This is a genomic window from Lichenibacterium ramalinae (genome assembly GCF_004137085.1).
GTDB classification, from domain to species: domain Bacteria; phylum Pseudomonadota; class Alphaproteobacteria; order Rhizobiales; family Beijerinckiaceae; genus Lichenihabitans; species Lichenihabitans ramalinae.
Map to the genome: position 1 here is coordinate 390,069 of NZ_QYBC01000001.1, position 18,057 is coordinate 408,125.

Genomic DNA, 18,057 nt, shown 5'->3' on the forward strand with positions numbered 1-18,057 from the left:
AGCCCCGAGAGCGGCGACGGCCCCAGGGTGGAGGACGGCACCGCGGCGGAGCAACCGCCGGGGCGGCTCATCGGATCCGGAAGCCGGCGGGGCAGCGGGAGTCGCCCCGCCATCCCGGCTCCCGGTTATCGGCTGTCGGCTGTCGGGTCAGCTCTTGGTCTTGCCCAGCGTGGCGATGGCGCCGTTCACGACGTCCTGCGCGGCCGTCGCCGCCGCGACACGGCCGCGGGCCGCGGCGGCCCAGTCGCGGGACCTGTCCTGGCCGGCCTGGGGCAGCTTGTCCCAGGCGGCGAGGGCGCCCGCCACGTCGCCCGAGGCGAGCGCGCCATCGACCTGCGAGACGAGGGCCGCCGGGTCGTCGCCCTGCACGGCGCCGACGCGGCGCACCTGGACGAGGCTGCGAGCGCCGGCCGCGAAACGATCGAAGGCACTGCCGGGCTCGGCGGGCTTCACGGCGGCCAGCACGCTGCCCTGCACGGCTTCCCATTGGTCGCGCAGCGCGGCCGCGGTCGGCGCACCCTTGGCGGCGAGCGGATCCAGCTTGGCCACCGTCGCGGGCGCGGCGCCGAGCGCCTTCAGGGCGTCGAGGTCCGCCCCGTAGGGCCGGCCGTCCGCGATGGCGACGGCGACGGACTGGCCCACCAGGGCGAGCGGCGTCGCCCGCGCCTCGTCGGCGCTGCCGACGGCGCGGGCCTCGGTCGAGCGGCTGCCGTCCTTCGGGGCCGACAGCTGGCCTTCGATCTTGGCGACCCGGCCGTCGAGCGCCGCCGTGGAGGCCTGCAGCGGGGCGAGGTCGACGCGGGGCAGCTTGGCGACGCTCGCCTCCACCTGGCCGAGGCCGGCCGCGGTCTCGTTTGCCTTGGCCTCGATGCCGTTGGTCCGGTTCTCGAAGCCGTTCATACGCGCCTCGAAGCCGTTGATCTTGCTGTCCACGGCATTGACCTTGGCGTCGAAGCCGTTGAGGCGGGCGTCCGAGCCGTTCATCTTGCCGTCGAGCGCGTTCACCTGCCCGTCGAGGGCGGCGAGCTTGGCATTGACGGGGCCGAAGTCCGGAGCGACGGGCTTCGGCAGGTCGCCAACGGCCTTGGCGGTGTCGCCCTGGGCCGTGGCGAGGGCGGCGACGCGCCCGTCGAGGCCCTCGAGCCTGGCGGCCAACGCGCCGAGAGCCCCGACGGTGGCGGCGGCCGCAGCTCCCGATGGCGCCTCGGCGGCGGGCGTGGCCTTGTCGCTGTCGCGGGCGGCCTGGGCCTTTTGGGCGACGGCGTCGAGCCGGGCGGACAGGTCGGCGATGCTCTTGCCGAGGCCGGCCCGCTCCGCATCGGCGGCGGTGAGGCGCTTGTCGAGCCCTTCCACGCCGGCCGCCGCCGCGCCGGGGTCCGGCCGGGCTTCGAGGCCCGCCACCCTGGCGCGGAGGTCGGCGATCTCGCCGCCGCCGCTGCGCTGCGGCTCCGTGTAGAGCACCCAGGTCAGCGCGCCGAGCAGGGCGAGGCTGCACAGGCCGAGCAGCCAGGGGATGGCGCCGCCGCCGGACCGGGCCGCCGCGGCGGCCGGCGGCAGGCGGTCGTCGGACCCGCCGGTCGGCGCCGTGGTCGACGAGGCGGATGCGGAGCCGGCCGGCGGGATCGGGGTCGACGGGATGGGGGAAGACCCGGACTCGAACGGCTTGCCGTCGAAGGGCTTGGTCTCGAAAGGCTTGGTCTCGAAGGAGTCGGACGCGACCGACCCGCTGCCGGTCGCCGGGGCGACCGGGGTGGGTCCCTCTGCGGCGGTCACGGCCTCGGCGGGCGCGACGGCGGACGGCTCGGCCGCGTCTGTCTTCGGCGCGGCATCCCGCAAGGCGGAGCCGAACAGCACGGGCTCGGACGCCTCGGCGGAACCGGACTGCGGGCCGCCGGGATCCGAGCCGGACGCGTGGACGCCGCCGGCAGGATCCCCGTCGGCATCGGGAACGGAGTCGCGGGCGTCGAGCGGGACCTCGGTGGCGGAAGCATCGATGATCGGGGGCTCCCGCCGCCGCTTGCCGTTGCGCGCGCGGAAGTCGTTCGGCCCACGGTTCTCGTTCTCCGCCATACCCGCTTCCTTCTCCGCCTTTCCCCGGGCCGCGCTTCGTCGAAGCGCCACTCGGGGTCCCCTCGTCCCGGTACCCGCGGACCCAACGCCCCAAGGGGGCGTTCGGCCCGTCCGCTGCCGGTTTTTTGCGACGACGGCGTTGGTCTAGCCTGCCACCGTCACGGGGTCAAAGCACCCCCTCGGCTCCACCGGCGGTGCGGCGCTCCAGCGCTTCCGCCAGGGCCAGGAGCCGCCCGGCCTCCTCGGCGTGGAGCCGTTCGACCATGCGGCCGTCGATGCGCAGCACGTTGGCGCCGACGCCCTCCGTCCCCGCGAAGGCCGTCGCCACCCGGCGCGCCCAGGCGATCTCGGCCGCGTCGGGCGCGAAGGCCGCGTTGCAGGCCGCGACCTGCCCGGGGTGGATGCAGGTCTTGCCGTCGCAGCCGAAGTCGCGCCCCTGCCGGGCCTCGGCGGCGAGACCCTCCGGATCGTCGAGGCCGTTGAACACGCCGTCGAGCACGTCGAGGCCGTGCAGCCGCCCGGCCGCCACCGTGGCGGCGAGCCAGGGCAGCAGCGGCGCGCGGCCCGGCCCCGGGCGCAGCCGCAGGTCCTTGGCGAGGTCGTTGGTGCCGAGGACCAGCACGGCGAGGCGCGACGCGGGATCGGCGGCGGCGGCCGCGATGGCGGCGACGGCGAGCACCGCCGCCGGCGTCTCCACCATGGCCCAGAGCCGGGTCGCCTCGGGCGCGCCGGCCCGGGCCAGGGCGGCGGCGGCCCGCATCACGGCGTCGGGGCCCGACACCTTGGGGAGCAGGACGGCGTCCGGGCCCGCCGCGGCCGCGGCGGCGAGGTCGGCGGCGCCCCAGGGCGTGTCGAGGCCGTTGACGCGGATCACCGTTTCGCGGTGGCCCCAGCCACCTTCCGCCAGCGCCGCTCCGGCGGCGGCCCGCGCCGCCGCCTTCTCGCCGGGCGCGACCGCATCCTCGAGGTCCAGGATAACGGCATCGGCGTCGAGGCGCCGCGCCTTGGCGAGGGCGCGCCCGTTGGCGGCGGGAACGTAAACGACACTGCGACGCGGCCGAACGATCATGGGTGTCAATCCGTTGGAAGGGCGTCATAAAGCACGGCGCCCCGGCGTCGGCCACGCCCGGACCCGACGGGGCGGACCTTCGAGCCATCCGGGAAGGACCACCATGACGAGCATCACGGCATCGATCGGCATCGCGGCCCCGCCCGCGGCGGTGTGGAAGGTCCTGATGGATTGGGACCGTTACCCGGACTGGAACCCCATGCTGCGCGGCATCGCCGGCCAGCAGCGCCGCGGCGCCAAGATCACCGTCAGCATCGCGTCGCCGGTCGGCACGCTGGCCATCCCCGCCGTGGTCACCCGCATCGCGGCCAATTCGGGCATCACCTGGCACAGCAAGATGCGCCTGTCGGGCCTGTTCGACCGCGACCACGTCATCGAGCTGTCGCCGGACCCGGTCGGCTGCCGCCTGACCCAGACCCAGACCTTCGCGGGGCTGCTGGCGCCCGGTGCTTCCGTGGTGGCGACGCGGACCGTGCGGGACGGGCTCGAGAAGATGAATGCGGCCCTGCGCGATCGCGTCGAAGCCGCGCGGTGACGCGGCGTCCCGCCCGCGGAGGGGGCGCGTCCGCCCTCCGCGCCCGGTTCAGCGCCCCGAGATGACGGCGTGGGAGGCGGTGCTGTCGGTGCCGGTGCCCCGGAAGAAGGCGGCGCCGAGCGCGTCGAGCCCCGTCGCGACGCGGACGTGGCGGCCGTTCGGGCAGAGTTCCTCGACGGGGTCGAAGCCGATCCAGCCGATGCCCTGCACATAGGCCTCGGCCCAGGCATGGGAGGCCGAATGGGCCTTCTCCTCGCCCGTGCCCGGCTCCCGCAGCAGGTAGCCGGTGACGTGGCGGCACGGCAGGCCGAGGTGGCGCGCCACGGCCGAGAAGATATGGGCGAGGCTCGCCGCATCGCCCGTCTTGGCGGCGAAGGCCTGGGCGGCGGTGGGCGCCACGACGGGCGCGCCGGGTTCGGGCGGGACCTCGGCCCAGGCGATCTCGCCGTGCACGGCATGCATGAGGGCGTGGAGCTTGCCGAGCGGCTCCGCCTCGCTGGCCGTGGCGCGGTGGGCGAACTGGCGCAGGCCGGCGTCGAGCGCCGTGAGTTCGGTTTCCCGCAGGAAGATGTCGACGGGAAGCCGCTCCGCCGCGCCGCGGACGACGCCCGCGGCATCGTAGGTCTCGACCTGGCAGACCGACGTCACCGTGAAGCCGTCGAGCGGGCCGGCGGCGCTGAAGCTGTGGGTGACGTTGCCGAAGGCGTCCTGCCCGACGCGCAGCGAGCAGTCGATGTCGGCGTCGATCCGGCTCCCGGTGACGTGTTGCCCCTCGTGCGAGCGCGGCGACAGCCGCAGCAGCACGGTGAGATTGCGCGCCGGCGCCGGGAAGGCGAAGCGGATCTCGTTGCGGATCGTGAGATGCATGGTCCGGCCTACACCAGGTATTGTTCGCTGATGCTCACGCCGAGCCGGTTGTTGTCGTCGATGAAGGTGGTGATGAACTCGTGCAGCCCGCTCTGGAAGAGGCCGCCGATCGAGGCGTTCTCGAGCTGCGCCATGGTCTTGCGGGCGGCGCGCTGCGCCCCGCCCTGGCGGCCATAGGCCTTGGCGAGGCTGTCGAGGCAGCCCACGATGTTCTCGTAGCAGGACAGGAGCGAGCGCGGCATCTCGGAGCGCAGGATGAGCAGGTCGGCGATCAGCCAGGGCTTGATGCTTTCCCGGTAGATCCAGTGATAGGCGGTGAGCGCCGACACCGCCCGCAGGATGGCGGCCCACTGGAAATAGTCGAGCGAGCCGCCGACCGATTCCGTCTCGGGCAGCAGCACGTGGTATTTCACGTCGAGGATGCGGGCGGTGTTGTCGGCCCGCTCGACGAAGACGCCGAGCCGCGAGAACCAGAAGGACGGGTCGCGCAGCATGGTGCGGATCATCGAGCCGTCGAAGAGCAGCGAGGTCTGCTTCACGAAGTCGAGGAAGCGCGGCACCTCTTCGCGCCAATCCGAGCCGCTCTTGTGGGAGTCCTCGAACTTCTTGAGCTCGAGCCAGGCGCCGTTGATGGCGTCCCACATCTCGGCCGTCAGCGCGGTGCGCACGGCGCGGCCGTTGGTGCGGGCCGATTCGATGCAGTTGCGGATGGAGGACGGGTTCGAGGCGTCGAAGGTGAGGAAGTCGATGACGCTGTCGGCCTCGGCGTTCTCGTATTTCAGGTGGTAGGCGTCGGAAACGCCGGACGATTCCAGCGCGCTTTCCCATTCGGTGCCGTGTTCGTTGTAGGCGGTGGGCAGGGCCGACAGGCGCTGCGCCGCCTCCACGGTGCGGGCCAGGAACTCGGCCCGCTCCATGTAGCGCGCCATCCAGAACAGGCTGTCGGCGGTGCGCGACAGCATGGTGAACTTGCGCGTCGGCCGCTGCATCGAGACCCCGATGTTGCGGGCGCCGCGCTCGCCCAGGGACTGGGTCATGCCGCCCTCGCCCATCGTCTGGGTCGTGCCGTCGGGCAGGGTCTGGGTCATGCCGCCGCTCATCTTCTGAGCCATTTCACCCGTCACGCGCGCTCTCCGTCGTCGACGATCCACGTATCCTTCGTGCCGCCGCCCTGGCTGGAATTGACCACGAGCGACCCCTCCTGCATGGCGACCCGGGTGAGGCCGCCCGGCACCACGCGGGCGCCCCGGGCGCCGGACAGCACGAAGGGCCGGAGGTCGACGTGGCGCGGGCTGATGCCGGCGGCCGTCGCGGTGGGGCACGTCGACAGGGCCAACGTCGGCTGGGCGATGAAGTTCGCGGGGTCGTGCTTCAACTTCGCCGCGAAGGCGTCGATCTGCGCCCGGGTGGCATGGGGGCCCACCAGCATGCCGTAGCCGCCCGAGCCGTTGACCTCCTTGACGACGAGTTCGGGCAGGTGGTCCAGCACGTAGCGCAGCGAGTCCTCCTCGCGGCAGCGCCAGGTCGGCACGTTCTTCAGCTTCGCCTCTTCACCGAGGTAGAACCGGATGATCTCGGGCATGTAGCTGTAGATGGCCTTGTCGTCCGACACGCCGGTGCCGACCGCGTTGGCGAGCGTGACCGAGCCCGCCTGGTAGGCGCTCATCAGCCCCGGCACGCCGAGCATCGAATCCGGGCGGAAGGCCAGGGGATCGAGGAAGTCGTCGTCGAGGCGCCGGTAGATGACGTCGACGCGCTTCGGCCCCTCGGTGGTGCGCATGAACACCACGTCGTTCTCGACGAAGAGGTCGCGCCCCTCGACGAGCTCGATGCCGAGCTTGTCGCCGAGGAACGAGTGCTCGTAGTAGGCCGAGTTGAACTGGCCGGGGGTCAGCAGCACCACGACGGGGTCGCGGTCGGCGGTGCGGGGCGTGACGGAGCGCAGCGTCGCCAGCAGCTGGTCGGGATAGTTCTCGACCGGCGCCACGCGATGCGCCGAGAACACGTCCGGGAAGAGCCGCATCATCACTTCGCGGTTCTCCAGCATGTAGGAGACGCCGGAGGGCGTGCGGGCATTGTCCTCGAGCACGTAGAAGTCGTCGGCGTCGATGCGCACGACGTCGATGCCGGCGACGTGCACGTAGACGTCGTGCGGCACCTTCACGCCGATCATCTCGGGGCGGAAATAGGGGTTGCGGTAGATCAGCTCGGGCGGCACCACGCCGGCCCGCACGACTTCGCGCGGGCCGTAAAGGTCGGCGAGAAACATGTTCAGCGCCTTGACGCGCTGCAGCAGCCCTGCCTCGAGCCGCGACCATTCGGTGCGCCCGATGAGCCGGGGCACGATGTCGAAGGGGATCAGCCGCTCGGTGGCGTCCTTGTCGCCGTAGACCGCGAAGGTGATGCCGATGCGGCGGAACAGCAGGTCGGCCTGGGCGCGGCGCGACGCGAGGAGGCCCGGCGGCACGTTCGCCAGCCAGTCGGCCAGACGCCGGTACACCTGCCGGGGCGATCCGGCCGCCTCGCTCATCTCATCGAAGAATCTGGGCTCGACGGACACTCACGGCTCCCTGGATGCGGCCTTCGGCTCGCGCTGCGGCCCACGTTTCGCAAAGCTTATGCCATGCGAAGCCGCGGGATCTATGCAAAAACGGAGGCGTGGCCGGCGGCGGGGCACGGCGCGCGGGGGAGGCCAGGATGGGCGAGGACGGACCCCGACATGGGCGCCAGGGCGCCCCCCAGGCCGTACCCCAGGGCGCCCCCCAGGCCGTACCCGACGTCGCACCGGCGGCCGCCGCCACCGCGGATTTCTACGCCGCGCTGCCGATCGCCCCGGATTTCGACGCGGCCGTCGACATGGCCAGCTACGCCCCGCTGCCCGACGATTGGCAGCTCGGCCTCGCCGACGTCGTGACCTCGACGGAAGCCCTGCAGGCGGGGCGCTACAAGGCCGTCAACACCGCCGGCGCGGCCGTCATCTCGGCCGTCTCCAACGCGCTCGGCACCCTGGCCTTCCCCTTCGTCTTCGCCGGCGACGGGGCGAGCTTCGCGGTGGGGCCGGCGGAGGCGGGCCGGGCGGCCGGCGCGCTCGGCGCCACGGTGGGGTGGGTCGGCTCCGAACTCGGCCTGACGCTCCGGGGCGCCATGGTGGAGGTCCGCCGGCTGAGGGCCGCGGGGACGGACCTGCGCGTCGCCCGCGTGGCGGCCTCGCCGAACGTCGACTACGCCATGTTCGCGGGCGGCGGGCGCGACTGGGCCGAGCGCGAGCTCAAGGCGGGCCGCCTGCCCCCGGCAACGGCGCCGCCGGGCGCCCGGCCGGACCTCAGCGGCCTCACCTGCCGGTTCCGCCCGGTGGCGGCGAGCCAGGGCGTGATCCTGTCGGTGATCGTCAAGGGGCGCGACGCGTCCCGGGCAGCGGATTTCGCCGCCGCCTGCGGCGACGTGCTCGCCCTGGCCAAGAGCGGCCCGCGCGGCGGCCATCCCCTCCCCGTCGGCGGCCCGCGGCACGGTTGGCCGCCCGACGGCTTCGACATCGAGGCGCGGCTGCACCGCCCGGCCGGCGGCTCCCTGGCGGCCAACCGCCTCAGGACAGCGGCCTGGTCGCTGGTCAACACCGTCGCGCTGCGCTCGGGCCGCACCGTCGGAGGGGTCGTGCCCGAGGCCTACGGCCGGCAGATCGTCGAGAACTCGGATTTCCGCAAGTTCGACGACGGGCTGATGATGACCATCGACTGCCCGCCCGCCATCGCCGACGCCATCGCGGCGCGCCTCGCCAGCGCCGAAGCCGCCGGCGCGCTGCGGTTCGGCCTCCACCGCCAGGCCGAAGCCCTGGTGACCTGCATCGTCCCTTCGGCGAGCCGGGCCGACCACGTGCATTTCGTCGACGGCGCGGCCGGCGGCTACGCGGTCGCGGCAGCCGCACTGAAGCGCAAAGAGGCGTGAAACGGCGTCGCCTGCCGCAGGCTTCGGCAGTGTGCCGCTTCGGCCGCCGCCCGTGACGGAACATCGGGCGGCGGGGCGGCGCGGCCCCCACCGCCCCGTCCGCCCCGCCGGCGGTCGTCGCAGAACCGTAGCGTCGATCTGGCCTGTAACGGGAACGGAACGCTCGCGAATTTGGTTGGTGTCGGGCGCATTTCGCATCTAGTCTGCAACCCTGCCCATCGGCTGCTGCATCGGTTCCAGGAGCGTTCCATTCCGACGACCCCTGCCAAGGCTCCCGCCCATACGCCCGCACCCGACATCCTCAGGATCGAGGACCTGCGGGTGGGCTTCGCCATGCAGGGCGGTGCCGCCGAAGTCGTGAAGGGCGTCAGCTTCCGGGTGCCGGCGGGCAAGACCGTGGCGCTGGTGGGCGAATCGGGCTCGGGCAAGACCGTGATCTCCCAGACCGTGATGGGCCTGCTGCCCAAGAACGGCATCGTGCTGGGCGGCCGCATCATGTTCACCGACCCCAAGGGCCCCGGGGCGCCGGTCGACCTCGCGCGGCTCCGGCGCGACGGGCCGGAGATCCGCGCGCTGCGTGGCGGCCGCATGGGCATGATCTTCCAGGAGCCCATGTCGTCGCTGTCGCCGGTCCACACGATCGGCAACCAGATCCGCGAAGCGCTGGTCCTGCACCGCAAGGTGTCGACCGAGGAGATGCGCGACGAGGTCCGCCACATGCTCAAGCTCGTGGGCTTCAAGGACCCGAACCGCGCCTACAAGATGTATCCGTTCGAGCTGTCGGGCGGCCTGCGCCAGCGCGCCATGCTGGCCATGGCGCTGATCTGCCGCCCCGCGCTGCTGATCGCCGACGAGCCCACCACGGCCCTCGACGTGACCATCCAGGCCCAGGTGCTGAACCTCATGCGCGACCTCCAGGCGGAGCTCGGCATGGCCATCCTGCTCATCACCCACGACCTCGGCGTCGTGGCCAACATGGCCGACGAGGTCGTGGTGGTCTACCACGGCGAGATCACCGAGGCCGGGACCGCGTCCGACCTCTTCCGCCGTCCCCAGCACCCCTATCTCAAGGCGCTGCTGAAGGCCCTGCCCTCCTTCGACATGAAGGCGGGCGAGCGCCTCGTCGCCCTTCGCGACAGCGGCGCCGACCTCCATGCCCTGGTGCCGCTGCGGAAATCCAAGCCCGCCGCCCAGGACGCGCCGCTGCTGTCGATCCGCAACCTGCGCAAGTCCTTCACCATCAAGGGCGGCGGCCTGTTCAAGGGCCGGCGGGACAGCGTGGTGGCGGTCGACGACGTCAGCTTCGACATCCGGCGCGGCGAATGCCTCGGCCTCGTGGGCGAGAGCGGCTGCGGCAAGACCAGCCTGTCCAAGCTGATGATGCGGGCCATGGCCCCCGACCGGGGCTCCATCACGTTCAACGACGGCGGGCGCGACATCGACGTCCTCGCCCTGAAGGGCGAAGCCCTGCGCGCCTTCCGCCCGCGGCTGCAGATGATCTTCCAGGACCCGGTCTCGTCGCTGTCGCCGCGCATGACGGTGATGAACATCATCCGCGAGCCGCTGGAGATCCACGGCGTCGGCGGCGCCCGCGAGCAGATGGACCGCGTCGGGGACCTCATGGCGGCGGTGGGGCTCGACCGGCGCTTCCTCAACCGCTACCCGCATTCCTTCTCGGGCGGGCAACGCCAGCGCATCTCGATCGCCCGCACCCTGGCCATGAACCCGGACCTCATCATCTGCGACGAGCCGGTCTCGGCGCTGGACGTTTCGGTGCAGGCGCAGGTGCTGAACCTGCTGAAGGACCTGAAGCGCGAGCTCGGCCTCACCTACCTGTTCATCTCGCACAACCTCGCCGTGGTCGACTACATCGCCGACCGGATCGCCGTGCTGGCGCATGGGCGCATCGTCGAGATCGCGCCGCGCGAGAAGCTGTTCTCCAAGCCCGTCCACACCTACACCAAGGCGCTGATGCGGGCCGTGCCCTACCCCGACCTCGACCGGCCGCTCGACCTGCGCCTCATCGCCGGGGGCAGCGCCTCCGACCCGGCCTCCTGGGCGCCGGAATTCCGCGACGAGGGCGACCCCGCCAGCCTCGCCCCGATCGACCTCGGCGAGGGCCACTTCGTGCTGGCCCGGCCGAGCGTCGGTCGCCGGGAACTGCTCGCGTCATGAGGGCTTTGTCGGCCGCCCTGGCGGGGCTCGCGTTCATCCTGGCGGCGGCGCCGCAGAGCGGGCGCGCCGCCGAAACCCCGAGCCTGATGGAGCGGTCCGAGGCGCCTGCCATGGCGGCGGCGACGGACGACGGGGGCGCCGGCGGCGCCCCGGCCTCGACCCTTCCGGTGCCGGTGCCGGTCGAGACTCCGGCGCTGGCCGAGGCGGTCTCGGCCGGGCGGCTGCCGCCCGTGGCGGAGCGGCTGCCCAAGGCGCCGCGCGTGGTCGACCTCGCCGCCATGGGCCGCGAAACCGGCCAGCAGGGCGGCACCTGGCGCATGCTGATGGGCGACCAGCGCGACCTGCGCTTCATGACGGTCTTCTCCTACACGCGCCTCGTGACGTTCGACGAGAAGCTGAACCTCGTCCCCGACATCCTGCAGAGCCTCGACAACCAGGACGACAAGGTCTTCACCCTGCACCTGCGGCCGGGCCACCGCTGGTCCGACGGGCAGCCCTTCACGGCCGAGGACTTCCGCTACTACTGGGAGAACGTCGCCAACGACCCCAAGCTGTCGCCCTCCGGCCCCAACCTCGCCCTGCTGGCCAACGGCAAGCCGCCGACCTTCGAGGTGCTCGACCCCGAAACGGTGCGCTACACCTGGGCGGACCCGAACCCGGGCTTCATCCCGGCCATCGCCGCGGCGCAGCCGGTCTTCATCTTCATGCCGGCGCATTACCTGAAGCAGTTCCACCAGAAGTTCGCCGACAAGGACGCGCTGGCTGCCGCCGTGAAGGCCGCGAAGGTGTCGGGCTGGGTGTCGCTGCACGAGCGCAAGTCGCGCCAGTACAGGCCCGAAAACCCCGACCTGCCGACGCTCGACCCCTGGCGCAACACCACGCACCCCCCGGCCGAACAATTCCGCTTCGAGCGCAACCCGTATTTCCACCGCGTCGACACGGCGGGCCACCAGCTGCCCTATTTCGACGCCGTGACCATGACGCTCGGCACCCCGAACCTCATCCCCGCCAAGACCGCGGCGGGCGACTCCGACCTCCAGGCCCGCTACCTCAACTTCGAGGACTACACGTTCCTCAAGGCGGGCGAAACCGTTCACGGCTACGAGGCCCGGCTCTGGGAGGATGGGATCGGCGCCTTCGCGGCGCTGTTCCCCAACCTGAACGCCCGGGATGCGGTGTGGCGGGCGGTGAACCGCGACGTGCGGTTCCGGCGCGCCCTGTCGCTCGGCATCAACCGGCGCGACATCAACCACGTCATCTTCTTCGGGCTCGCGCGCGAGAGCGCCGACACGGTGCTGCCGCAGAGCCCGCTCTACAGCAAGGCCCTGGCGCAGGACTTCGCCGACTACGACGTCGCCAAGGCCAACGCGCTGCTCGACGAGGCGGGGCTGGACAAGCGCGACACGGACGGCACGCGCCTCCTGCCGGACGGGCGCCGCATGGAGATCACGGTCGAAACCTCCGGCGAGAACCAGCTCTACACCGACATCATGGAGCTGGTGTCGAGCGACTGGGCCAAGCTCGGCATCCGCACCTTCGTGCACCCCTCCCACCTCGACATCTTCCGGCAGCGGATCGCCAGCGGCGACACCGTGATGGCGATGGACCGCGGCATGGACAATGCCGTCCCCACGGCCGAGTTCGAGCCCAACGCCCTCGCCCCCACCCAGGACTCGCAGTACCAGTGGCCGGGCTTCGGCCTCTTCGTGCAGTCCTCCGGCCACGAGGGCCAGAAGATCGACATGCCGGAAGTGCAGCGCCTCGAAGACCTGTGGCGGGACTGGCGCCACGCCGACAAGGTTTCGGCGCAGCGCGCGGTCTGGACCGAGATGCTGCGGCTGAACGCCGACCAGGTCTTCGCCATCGGCATCGTCAACGGCACGCGCCAGCCCGTGGTGGTGTCGAAGCGGATGCACAACGTCCCGGGGACCGGGCTGTGGGCCTTCCAGCCGAGTTCCTATTTCGGCCTCTACATGCCCGACACGTTCTTCTACGCCGACGCCGGGAAGGGCTGAGGCCATGGCACGGCACCGGAGCGCCCCCGCATGCTGAACTATCTGGTCCGGCGCGTGCTGATCATGATCCCGACGCTGCTCGTCACCAGCGCCATCATCTTCACCGTGATGAGCGCCACGCCGACCAACTATTTCGACAATCTCGTCCAGGACATGCAGGCCCAGGGCGAGAAGGTCGACACCGCCCGCATCGACTTCATGAAGAAGGAATACGGCTTCGACAAACCGCCCGTCGAACGCTATTTCTGGTGGGTGGGCGGCCTGCTGCACGGCGACTTCGGATACTCGTTCGAATATCAGCTGCCGGTGCGGCAGGTGGTGGGCGACCGGATGTGGCTGACGATCCTGCTGAGCTTCTCGACCATCGTCTTCACCTGGCTGGTCGCCTTTCCGATCGGCATTTATTCCGCCACGCACCAATATTCCTGGAGCGATTACGGGCTGACCACGCTGGGGTTGCTCGGCCTCGCCATCCCGCACTTCCTGCTGGCGCTGATCTTCCTCTACTTCTCCAACCAGTGGTTCGGCCTGTCGATCGGCGGGCTCATGGACCCCAAGTATTTCGACGCCCCGATGAGCTGGGACAAGTTCACCTCGATCCTCAGCCATCTCTGGATCCCGGTGATCATCATCGGCACGGCCGGCACGGGCTCGATGATCCGCGCCGTGCGGGCCAACCTGCTCGAGGAACTGCACAAGCAATATGTCGTCACGGCCCGCTCCAAGGGCCTGTCGCCGATGCGGGTCCTGTTCAAATACCCGTTCCGCATGTCGCTCAACTTCTTCGTCTCGGACATCGGCTCGATCCTGCCCTCCGTCATCTCGGGCGGAGAGCTCGTCGCCATCGTCCTGTCCCTACAGACCACCGGGCCGCTGCTGATCCGGGCGCTGCAGAGCCAGGACATCTACCTCGCGGGCTCCTTCCTGATGATGCTGTCCACATTGACGGTGATCGGCGTCCTGGTATCGGACCTGGCGCTCGCCTTCCTCGACCCGCGCATCCGCATGCAGGGGGGAGCCACACGATGAACCTCCAGGTTCCGTTCCAGGCGCCCGGCGCGCCGCTCGCCCATTACGTTTCCGACAAGCCCTTCGACGTCGGGGCGGTGGCGAAACTCACGCCCGCGCAGGAGCGGATCTATTTCGCCTCGCAGTGGCGGCTGATGTGGTGGAAGTTCAAGCGCCACCGCATGGCCGTGGTCTCGTCGGTGTTCCTCGCCCTCATCTACGCCACCCTGCCGGTGTCCGAGTTCCTGGCGCCCTACGAGTCCAACACGCGGCACACGGACTTCATCCGCGCCCCGCCCCAGGCCGTCCACCTGTTCGACGAGGGGCGGTTCGTCGGCCCCTTCGTCTACGGGCTCGACTACAAGCTCAACATGCAGAACCTGCGCCGTGAATACACGGTGGACCGCGACCGGGTGCAGAAGCTGCGCTTCCTCTGCCACGGCGACCCCTACGACTTCTGGGGCCTGATCCCGTCCGACCGCCACCTGGTGTGCCCGCCGGCCGACGGGCCCATGTTCCTGTGGGGTTCGGACCGGCTGGGGCGCGACCTCCTCTCGCGCATCATCTACGGGGCGCGCATCTCGCTCACCGTCGGCCTGATCGGCATCTCGATCTCGTTCCTGCTCGGCATCACCATCGGCGGGCTGGCGGGCTATTACGGCGGCTGGTTCGACCTCCTCAGCCAGAGGCTGATCGAGATCATCCACTCCATCCCGCACATCCCCATCTTTCTCGCCCTGGCCGCCATCATGCCGGCCTCGTGGAGCCCGATCCTGGTCTATTTCGGCATCACGCTGATCCTCGGCATGATGGACTGGACGGGGCTGGCCCGCGCCGTGCGCGCCAAGCTGTTCTCCCTGCGCGAGGAGGACTACGTGCTGGCGGCGCAGCTGATGGGCGCCCGCACGCCGCGCATCCTGCTGCGCCACCTCATCCCGGGCTTCATCTCCCACCTCATCGCCTCGGCCACCATCACCATCCCGGCGATGATCCTCGGCGAAACGGCGCTGTCCTTCCTCGGCCTCGGCCTGCGTCCCCCCATCGTGTCCTGGGGCGTGATGCTGAACGAGGCGCAGAACATGAACGTCGTGTCGCTCTATCCCTGGCTGTTGCTGCCGGTCGCCCCCGTGATCCTCGTCATCCTGGCCTTCAACTTCATGGGCGACGGGTTGCGCGACGCGGCGGACCCCTATTCGTCCTGAAGCCCGCTCGGGCACCCGGATGCGGGTCGCCTTCTACGCTCCCCTGAAGGCGCCGGACCATCCGGTGCCGTCCGGAGACCGCCGGATGGCGCGGCTGCTGCTGGCGGCGCTGCGGGCCGGCGGCCACGACGCCGAGCTCGTGTCCGACTTCCGCAGCTTCCTGCCGGCGCCCGATCCGGCGCGGATGCGCGCCGTGGAGGACGGGGCGGAGCGCGAGGCGGATCGGCTGGCGTCGCGCTTCGCGGCGGAGGGCGCCCCCGACCTGTGGTTCACCTATCACGGCTATTACAAGGCGCCGGACCTGCTGGGACCGCGCCTGTCGGCGGGCTTCGGCCTGCCCTACGCCCTGGCCGAGGCGACCCACGCCGGCAAGCGCGCCCACGGCCCCTGGGCGGCGTGGCATGGCGCCAATGCGGCGGCGATCGGCGCCGCGGCGCGCCACATCTGCTTCACGCCGCGCGACGCCGCGGGCCTGGCGGGCCTCGCGGCCCCGGGCGCCATCGTGCCGCTGCTGCCCTTCATCGAGGCCGGGCCCGTTGGCGAGGCCGCCTGCCCCGGGCGTTCCGCCGGGCCGGTCGACCTCGTCGCCGTCGCCATGATGCGGCCGGGCGACAAGGCCCGCTCCCATGCCGTCCTGGCCGAGGCCCTGGCGCGCCTGCCTCCGGACTGCGACTGGCGGCTCACGCTCGTCGGCGACGGGCCCGCACGCCCGGCCGTCGAGGCCCTCTTCTCCGGGCTGCCGCCGGAGCGGCTGGTCTGGGCCGGCGAGCGCGACGCGGCCGGCGTGGCCGCACTGCTGGCGCGGTGCGACCTCTACGTCTGGCCGGGGATCGGCGAGGCCTACGGCATCGCCTATCTCGAGGCCGCCGCGGCCGGCATCCCGGTCCTCGCCATGGAGTGCGGGGGAGTCGCCAGCGTCGTGACGCACGGTGTCACGGGCCTGCTGACGCCGGAGGGCGACGTGGCGGGCTTCGCCGCGGCGCTGGCGCGGCTGATCGCCGAGCCGGCCACGCGCGAGCGGCTGGGCGCGGCCGGCCGCCGCATGGTGCGGGAGGAGCGGACGGTGGCGCGTGCGGCCGCGATCCTGTCGGCGGCGCTCGGCGGGCTGCCGCGCCGGGGTTGAGCGCACCCGGGGGCCGGCGACGCGCCATCGACGCCGCCGCGGCCTTGGCGTATCGGGATGCCCGATGAACGACGACTGGAAGCCCGCGCGAGACGCCCTCGACCGCGCCCATGCCGAGGGCCGCACCCTCCGGGTCTGGCTGCGCGACGACGATTGCGTGGCGGTCACGCCGGCGCTGGAGCGGCTGGCGTCGCTCTGCGCCGCGGCGCGGCTGCCGATCCTGCTCGCCACCATCCCGGCCGGGGCCGAGCCGGGCCTCGGGGCCTGGATGGCGGGCCGGGCCGCGGTCGTGCCCTGCCAGCACGGCTTCGCCCATGCCGACCATGCCCCGCCCGGGGAGCGCGCCCGCGAACTCGGCGGCCGCCCGGTCGATGCCGTGCTGGCCGAACTGGCCCGGGGCCGCGCCCTGTTGCGGGACCTGTTCGGCCCGGCCCTGTCCGGCATCCTGGTGCCGCCCTGGAACCGGCTGGACGCCGCGCTGGTCCCGCATCTGCCGGCCGCCGGCTACGCGGCCCTGTCGTCCTTCGCGCCCACGCCGGAGGCGAGCCCCATCCCGCGGCTCGACGCCGACCTCGACATCGTCGACTGGCGCGGCGGGCGGATCGGGCGGCCGCTCGACGAGATGGCCCGCAAGGTCGCCGGCATCGTGGCGCGGCAGGACCGGCTCGGCGTGCTCACCCACCACCTCGCCCACGACGACGCCGCCTGGGCCGGGCTCGCGTCGCTGCTCGACCACCTCGCCGCCCATCCGGCGGTGCGGTTCACCGATGCCGCGAGCTTGCTGGCGTGACGCCGTGTCCCGCCCAGCGCCGTCTCGGCGACCAGAAGGTCTCTCGCTGGTCCCGCCCGGGCCTGCGTCGGCCCACCGGCATGCCGTTCGGGTCGGGCGAAACGCCCGCTGCGGCGACGCGGGGCCTCCCCGAAGCCCTCGTCCCCCTGCCGGGGCCGTCTCACCGAAAGGGCGCACTTCGCGCGTCGCCCTTGCATCCGCCGCGACCTGAGCGCGCGGGCGCCGTCGCGCCCCTCACCCGCCGACCTTGTTCCCCCGGCCGTAGAGCAGCAGCATGGCGAGGATGACGGTGCCGTAGATCACCTGGCGGCCGGCATCCGGCATCTGCACCACCGACAGGATGGATTGCAGCAGCGTGATGAGGATGACGCCCGCGGTGGTGCCGAGGTAGGAGCCGCGGCCCCCGAGGATCGACGTGCCGCCCAGCACCACGGCGGCGATGGCGGGGAGGAGATAGCCGTCCCCCATACCCTGGTAGGCTTTGCCGGAATAGCCGGCGAGCAGCGCCCCGGCGAGGGCCGAGAGCCCGCCCGAGATCGCGAAGGCCACCAGCGTCACGCGGCGCGTCCGCACGCCCGACAGGTAGGCGGCCCCTTCGCGGTTGCCGATGGCGTAGACGGCACGGCCGAAAGTGGTGCGGCCGAGCAGGAACAGCGTCGCGGCGCCCACCGCCACCCAGACCCACACGGCGTTGGGCACGGGGCCGAGCGCGCGGCCGGTGGCGAGGTCGCGCATCAGCGGCGTCGCCATGTCCTGCGGGGCCGAGCCGCCGGTCTTCAGCACCATCAGGCCCTGCGCCACGGCGTCGACGCCGAGCGTGAAGATCATCGAGGGCACGCGCAGGTAGGCGACGCCGAAGCCGTTGACGAGGCCGAAGCCGATGCCGCACAGCACCCCGAAGGGGATGGCGAGCGCCGTGCCGACGGCGCCGTGGCCGGCCGCCGCGGTCGACATCATGCCTCCCACCGTGACGATCCAGGGCACCGACAGGTCGATCTGGCCGAGCAGCACCACGACCATCAGGCCCGTGGCAACCAGGGCCAGGAAGCTGCCGACCTGCAGCTGCTGGAGCAGGTAGTCGGGCGACAGGAAGCTGGTGGAATACAGGCTGCCGAGCAGCAGCAGCGCCACGATGCAGCCGAAGGCGGTCGCGACCGCAGGGTCGGCCCGGCGCAGGGCGGCGGGGACGCGGGAGGGGGCGGGCGCCACGGGATCCAGGCGGGGCGTCACGGGGGGCGTCACGGGGGGCGTCATGGGGGAT

General features: G+C 72.0%; 14 protein-coding genes. 8 read left to right on the forward strand and 6 right to left on the reverse strand.

The window, feature by feature from the left end; translation table 11 throughout:
• Positions 1–147: 147 nt before the first annotated feature.
• Both D3272_RS01785 and D3272_RS01790 read right to left on the reverse strand, forming a co-directional pair.
• Entirely contained in the window at positions 148–2,070 is a 1,923-nt protein-coding gene (locus D3272_RS01785; RefSeq protein ID WP_129217346.1) for a COG4223 family protein, read from the reverse strand.
• A gap of 166 nt (positions 2,071–2,236) precedes the next feature.
• On the reverse strand, positions 2,237–3,139 hold the full coding sequence (locus D3272_RS01790) for an HpcH/HpaI aldolase/citrate lyase family protein (RefSeq protein ID WP_129217347.1): 903 nt from the start codon (positions 3,137–3,139) through the stop codon (positions 2,237–2,239).
• A gap of 103 nt (positions 3,140–3,242) precedes the next feature.
• Between D3272_RS01790 and D3272_RS01795 the strand changes: the two genes are divergently transcribed.
• Positions 3,243–3,674, forward strand: a complete 432-nt coding sequence (locus tag D3272_RS01795; RefSeq protein WP_165361172.1) for an SRPBCC domain-containing protein — start codon at positions 3,243–3,245, stop codon at positions 3,672–3,674.
• 48 nt (positions 3,675–3,722) lie between these two features.
• Here the strand turns inward: D3272_RS01795 and D3272_RS01800 are convergent, their stop codons facing one another.
• The 3 genes from D3272_RS01800 to D3272_RS01810 all read right to left on the reverse strand — a co-directional run bounded on the left by D3272_RS01800 (position 3,723) and on the right by D3272_RS01810 (position 7,071).
• Positions 3,723–4,541, reverse strand: coding sequence for a transglutaminase family protein (locus D3272_RS01800; protein ID WP_129217349.1), 819 nt, complete (start codon positions 4,539–4,541; stop codon positions 3,723–3,725).
• 8 nt (positions 4,542–4,549) lie between these two features.
• The gene (locus D3272_RS01805; protein WP_129217461.1) at positions 4,550–5,503 is read right to left on the reverse strand and encodes an alpha-E domain-containing protein; all 954 of its coding nucleotides are present in this window, start codon (positions 5,501–5,503) and stop codon (positions 4,550–4,552) included.
• Positions 5,504–5,661: 158 nt separating this feature from the next.
• A complete protein-coding gene (locus D3272_RS01810) occupies positions 5,662–7,071 on the reverse strand; it encodes a circularly permuted type 2 ATP-grasp protein (protein WP_129217462.1) in 1,410 nt (469 codons plus the stop codon).
• 167 nt (positions 7,072–7,238) lie between these two features.
• Between D3272_RS01810 and D3272_RS01815 the strand changes: the two genes are divergently transcribed.
• The 7 genes from D3272_RS01815 to D3272_RS01845 all read left to right on the forward strand — a co-directional run bounded on the left by D3272_RS01815 (position 7,239) and on the right by D3272_RS01845 (position 16,796).
• Positions 7,239–8,483 (forward strand): DUF3095 family protein, encoded by a 1,245-nt coding sequence (locus D3272_RS01815; RefSeq protein WP_129217350.1) that lies wholly within the window; start codon positions 7,239–7,241, stop codon positions 8,481–8,483.
• Positions 8,484–8,732: 249 nt separating this feature from the next.
• On the forward strand, positions 8,733–10,658 hold the full coding sequence (locus tag D3272_RS01820) for an ABC transporter ATP-binding protein (protein WP_281010583.1): 1,926 nt from the start codon (positions 8,733–8,735) through the stop codon (positions 10,656–10,658).
• 110 nt (positions 10,659–10,768) lie between these two features.
• On the forward strand, positions 10,769–12,673 hold the full coding sequence (locus tag D3272_RS01825; protein ID WP_428977958.1) for an ABC transporter substrate-binding protein: 1,905 nt from the start codon (positions 10,769–10,771) through the stop codon (positions 12,671–12,673).
• A 30-nt stretch (positions 12,674–12,703) separates the two neighbouring features.
• Positions 12,704–13,702, forward strand: a complete 999-nt coding sequence (locus tag D3272_RS01830; protein ID WP_129217352.1) for an ABC transporter permease — start codon at positions 12,704–12,706, stop codon at positions 13,700–13,702.
• Positions 13,699–14,883: an ABC transporter permease gene (locus D3272_RS01835; protein WP_129217353.1), complete on the forward strand. Its 1,185-nt coding sequence runs from the start codon at positions 13,699–13,701 to the stop codon at positions 14,881–14,883. The genes D3272_RS01830 and D3272_RS01835 overlap by 4 nt, the downstream gene beginning before the upstream one ends.
• A gap of 19 nt (positions 14,884–14,902) precedes the next feature.
• On the forward strand, positions 14,903–16,006 hold the full coding sequence (locus D3272_RS01840; RefSeq protein WP_129217354.1) for a glycosyltransferase family 4 protein: 1,104 nt from the start codon (positions 14,903–14,905) through the stop codon (positions 16,004–16,006).
• A 64-nt stretch (positions 16,007–16,070) separates the two neighbouring features.
• Entirely contained in the window at positions 16,071–16,796 is a 726-nt protein-coding gene (locus D3272_RS01845) for a polysaccharide deacetylase family protein (protein ID WP_129217355.1), read from the forward strand.
• Positions 16,797–17,030: 234 nt separating this feature from the next.
• On the opposite strand, the gene D3272_RS01850 is transcribed toward D3272_RS01845, so the two are convergent.
• Entirely contained in the window at positions 17,031–18,050 is a 1,020-nt protein-coding gene (locus D3272_RS01850) for an ABC transporter permease (protein WP_129217356.1), read from the reverse strand.
• Positions 18,051–18,057: the final 7 nt, after the last annotated feature.

Coding starts and splice junctions, on each gene's coding strand:
- D3272_RS01805 (WP_129217461.1), bottom strand. CDS start 5,503: ATGCTGTCGCGCACCGCCGACAGCCTGTTCTGGATGGCGCGCTACATG.
- D3272_RS01810 (WP_129217462.1), bottom strand. CDS start 7,071: ATGAGCGAGGCGGCCGGATCGCCCCGGCAGGTGTACCGGCGTCTGGCC.
- D3272_RS01825 (WP_428977958.1), top strand. CDS start 10,769: ATGGCGGCGGCGACGGACGACGGGGGCGCCGGCGGCGCCCCGGCCTCG.
- D3272_RS01835 (WP_129217353.1), top strand. CDS start 13,699: ATGAACCTCCAGGTTCCGTTCCAGGCGCCCGGCGCGCCGCTCGCCCAT.
- D3272_RS01850 (WP_129217356.1), bottom strand. CDS start 18,050: ATGACGCCCCCCGTGACGCCCCCCGTGACGCCCCGCCTGGATCCCGTG.
- D3272_RS01785 (WP_129217346.1), bottom strand. CDS start 2,070: ATGGCGGAGAACGAGAACCGTGGGCCGAACGACTTCCGCGCGCGCAAC.
- D3272_RS01790 (WP_129217347.1), bottom strand. CDS start 3,139: ATGATCGTTCGGCCGCGTCGCAGTGTCGTTTACGTTCCCGCCGCCAAC.
- D3272_RS01845 (WP_129217355.1), top strand. CDS start 16,071: ATGAACGACGACTGGAAGCCCGCGCGAGACGCCCTCGACCGCGCCCAT.
- D3272_RS01800 (WP_129217349.1), bottom strand. CDS start 4,541: ATGCATCTCACGATCCGCAACGAGATCCGCTTCGCCTTCCCGGCGCCG.
- D3272_RS01840 (WP_129217354.1), top strand. CDS start 14,903: ATGCGGGTCGCCTTCTACGCTCCCCTGAAGGCGCCGGACCATCCGGTG.
- D3272_RS01830 (WP_129217352.1), top strand. CDS start 12,704: ATGCTGAACTATCTGGTCCGGCGCGTGCTGATCATGATCCCGACGCTG.
- D3272_RS01795 (WP_165361172.1), top strand. CDS start 3,243: ATGACGAGCATCACGGCATCGATCGGCATCGCGGCCCCGCCCGCGGCG.
- D3272_RS01815 (WP_129217350.1), top strand. CDS start 7,239: ATGGGCGAGGACGGACCCCGACATGGGCGCCAGGGCGCCCCCCAGGCC.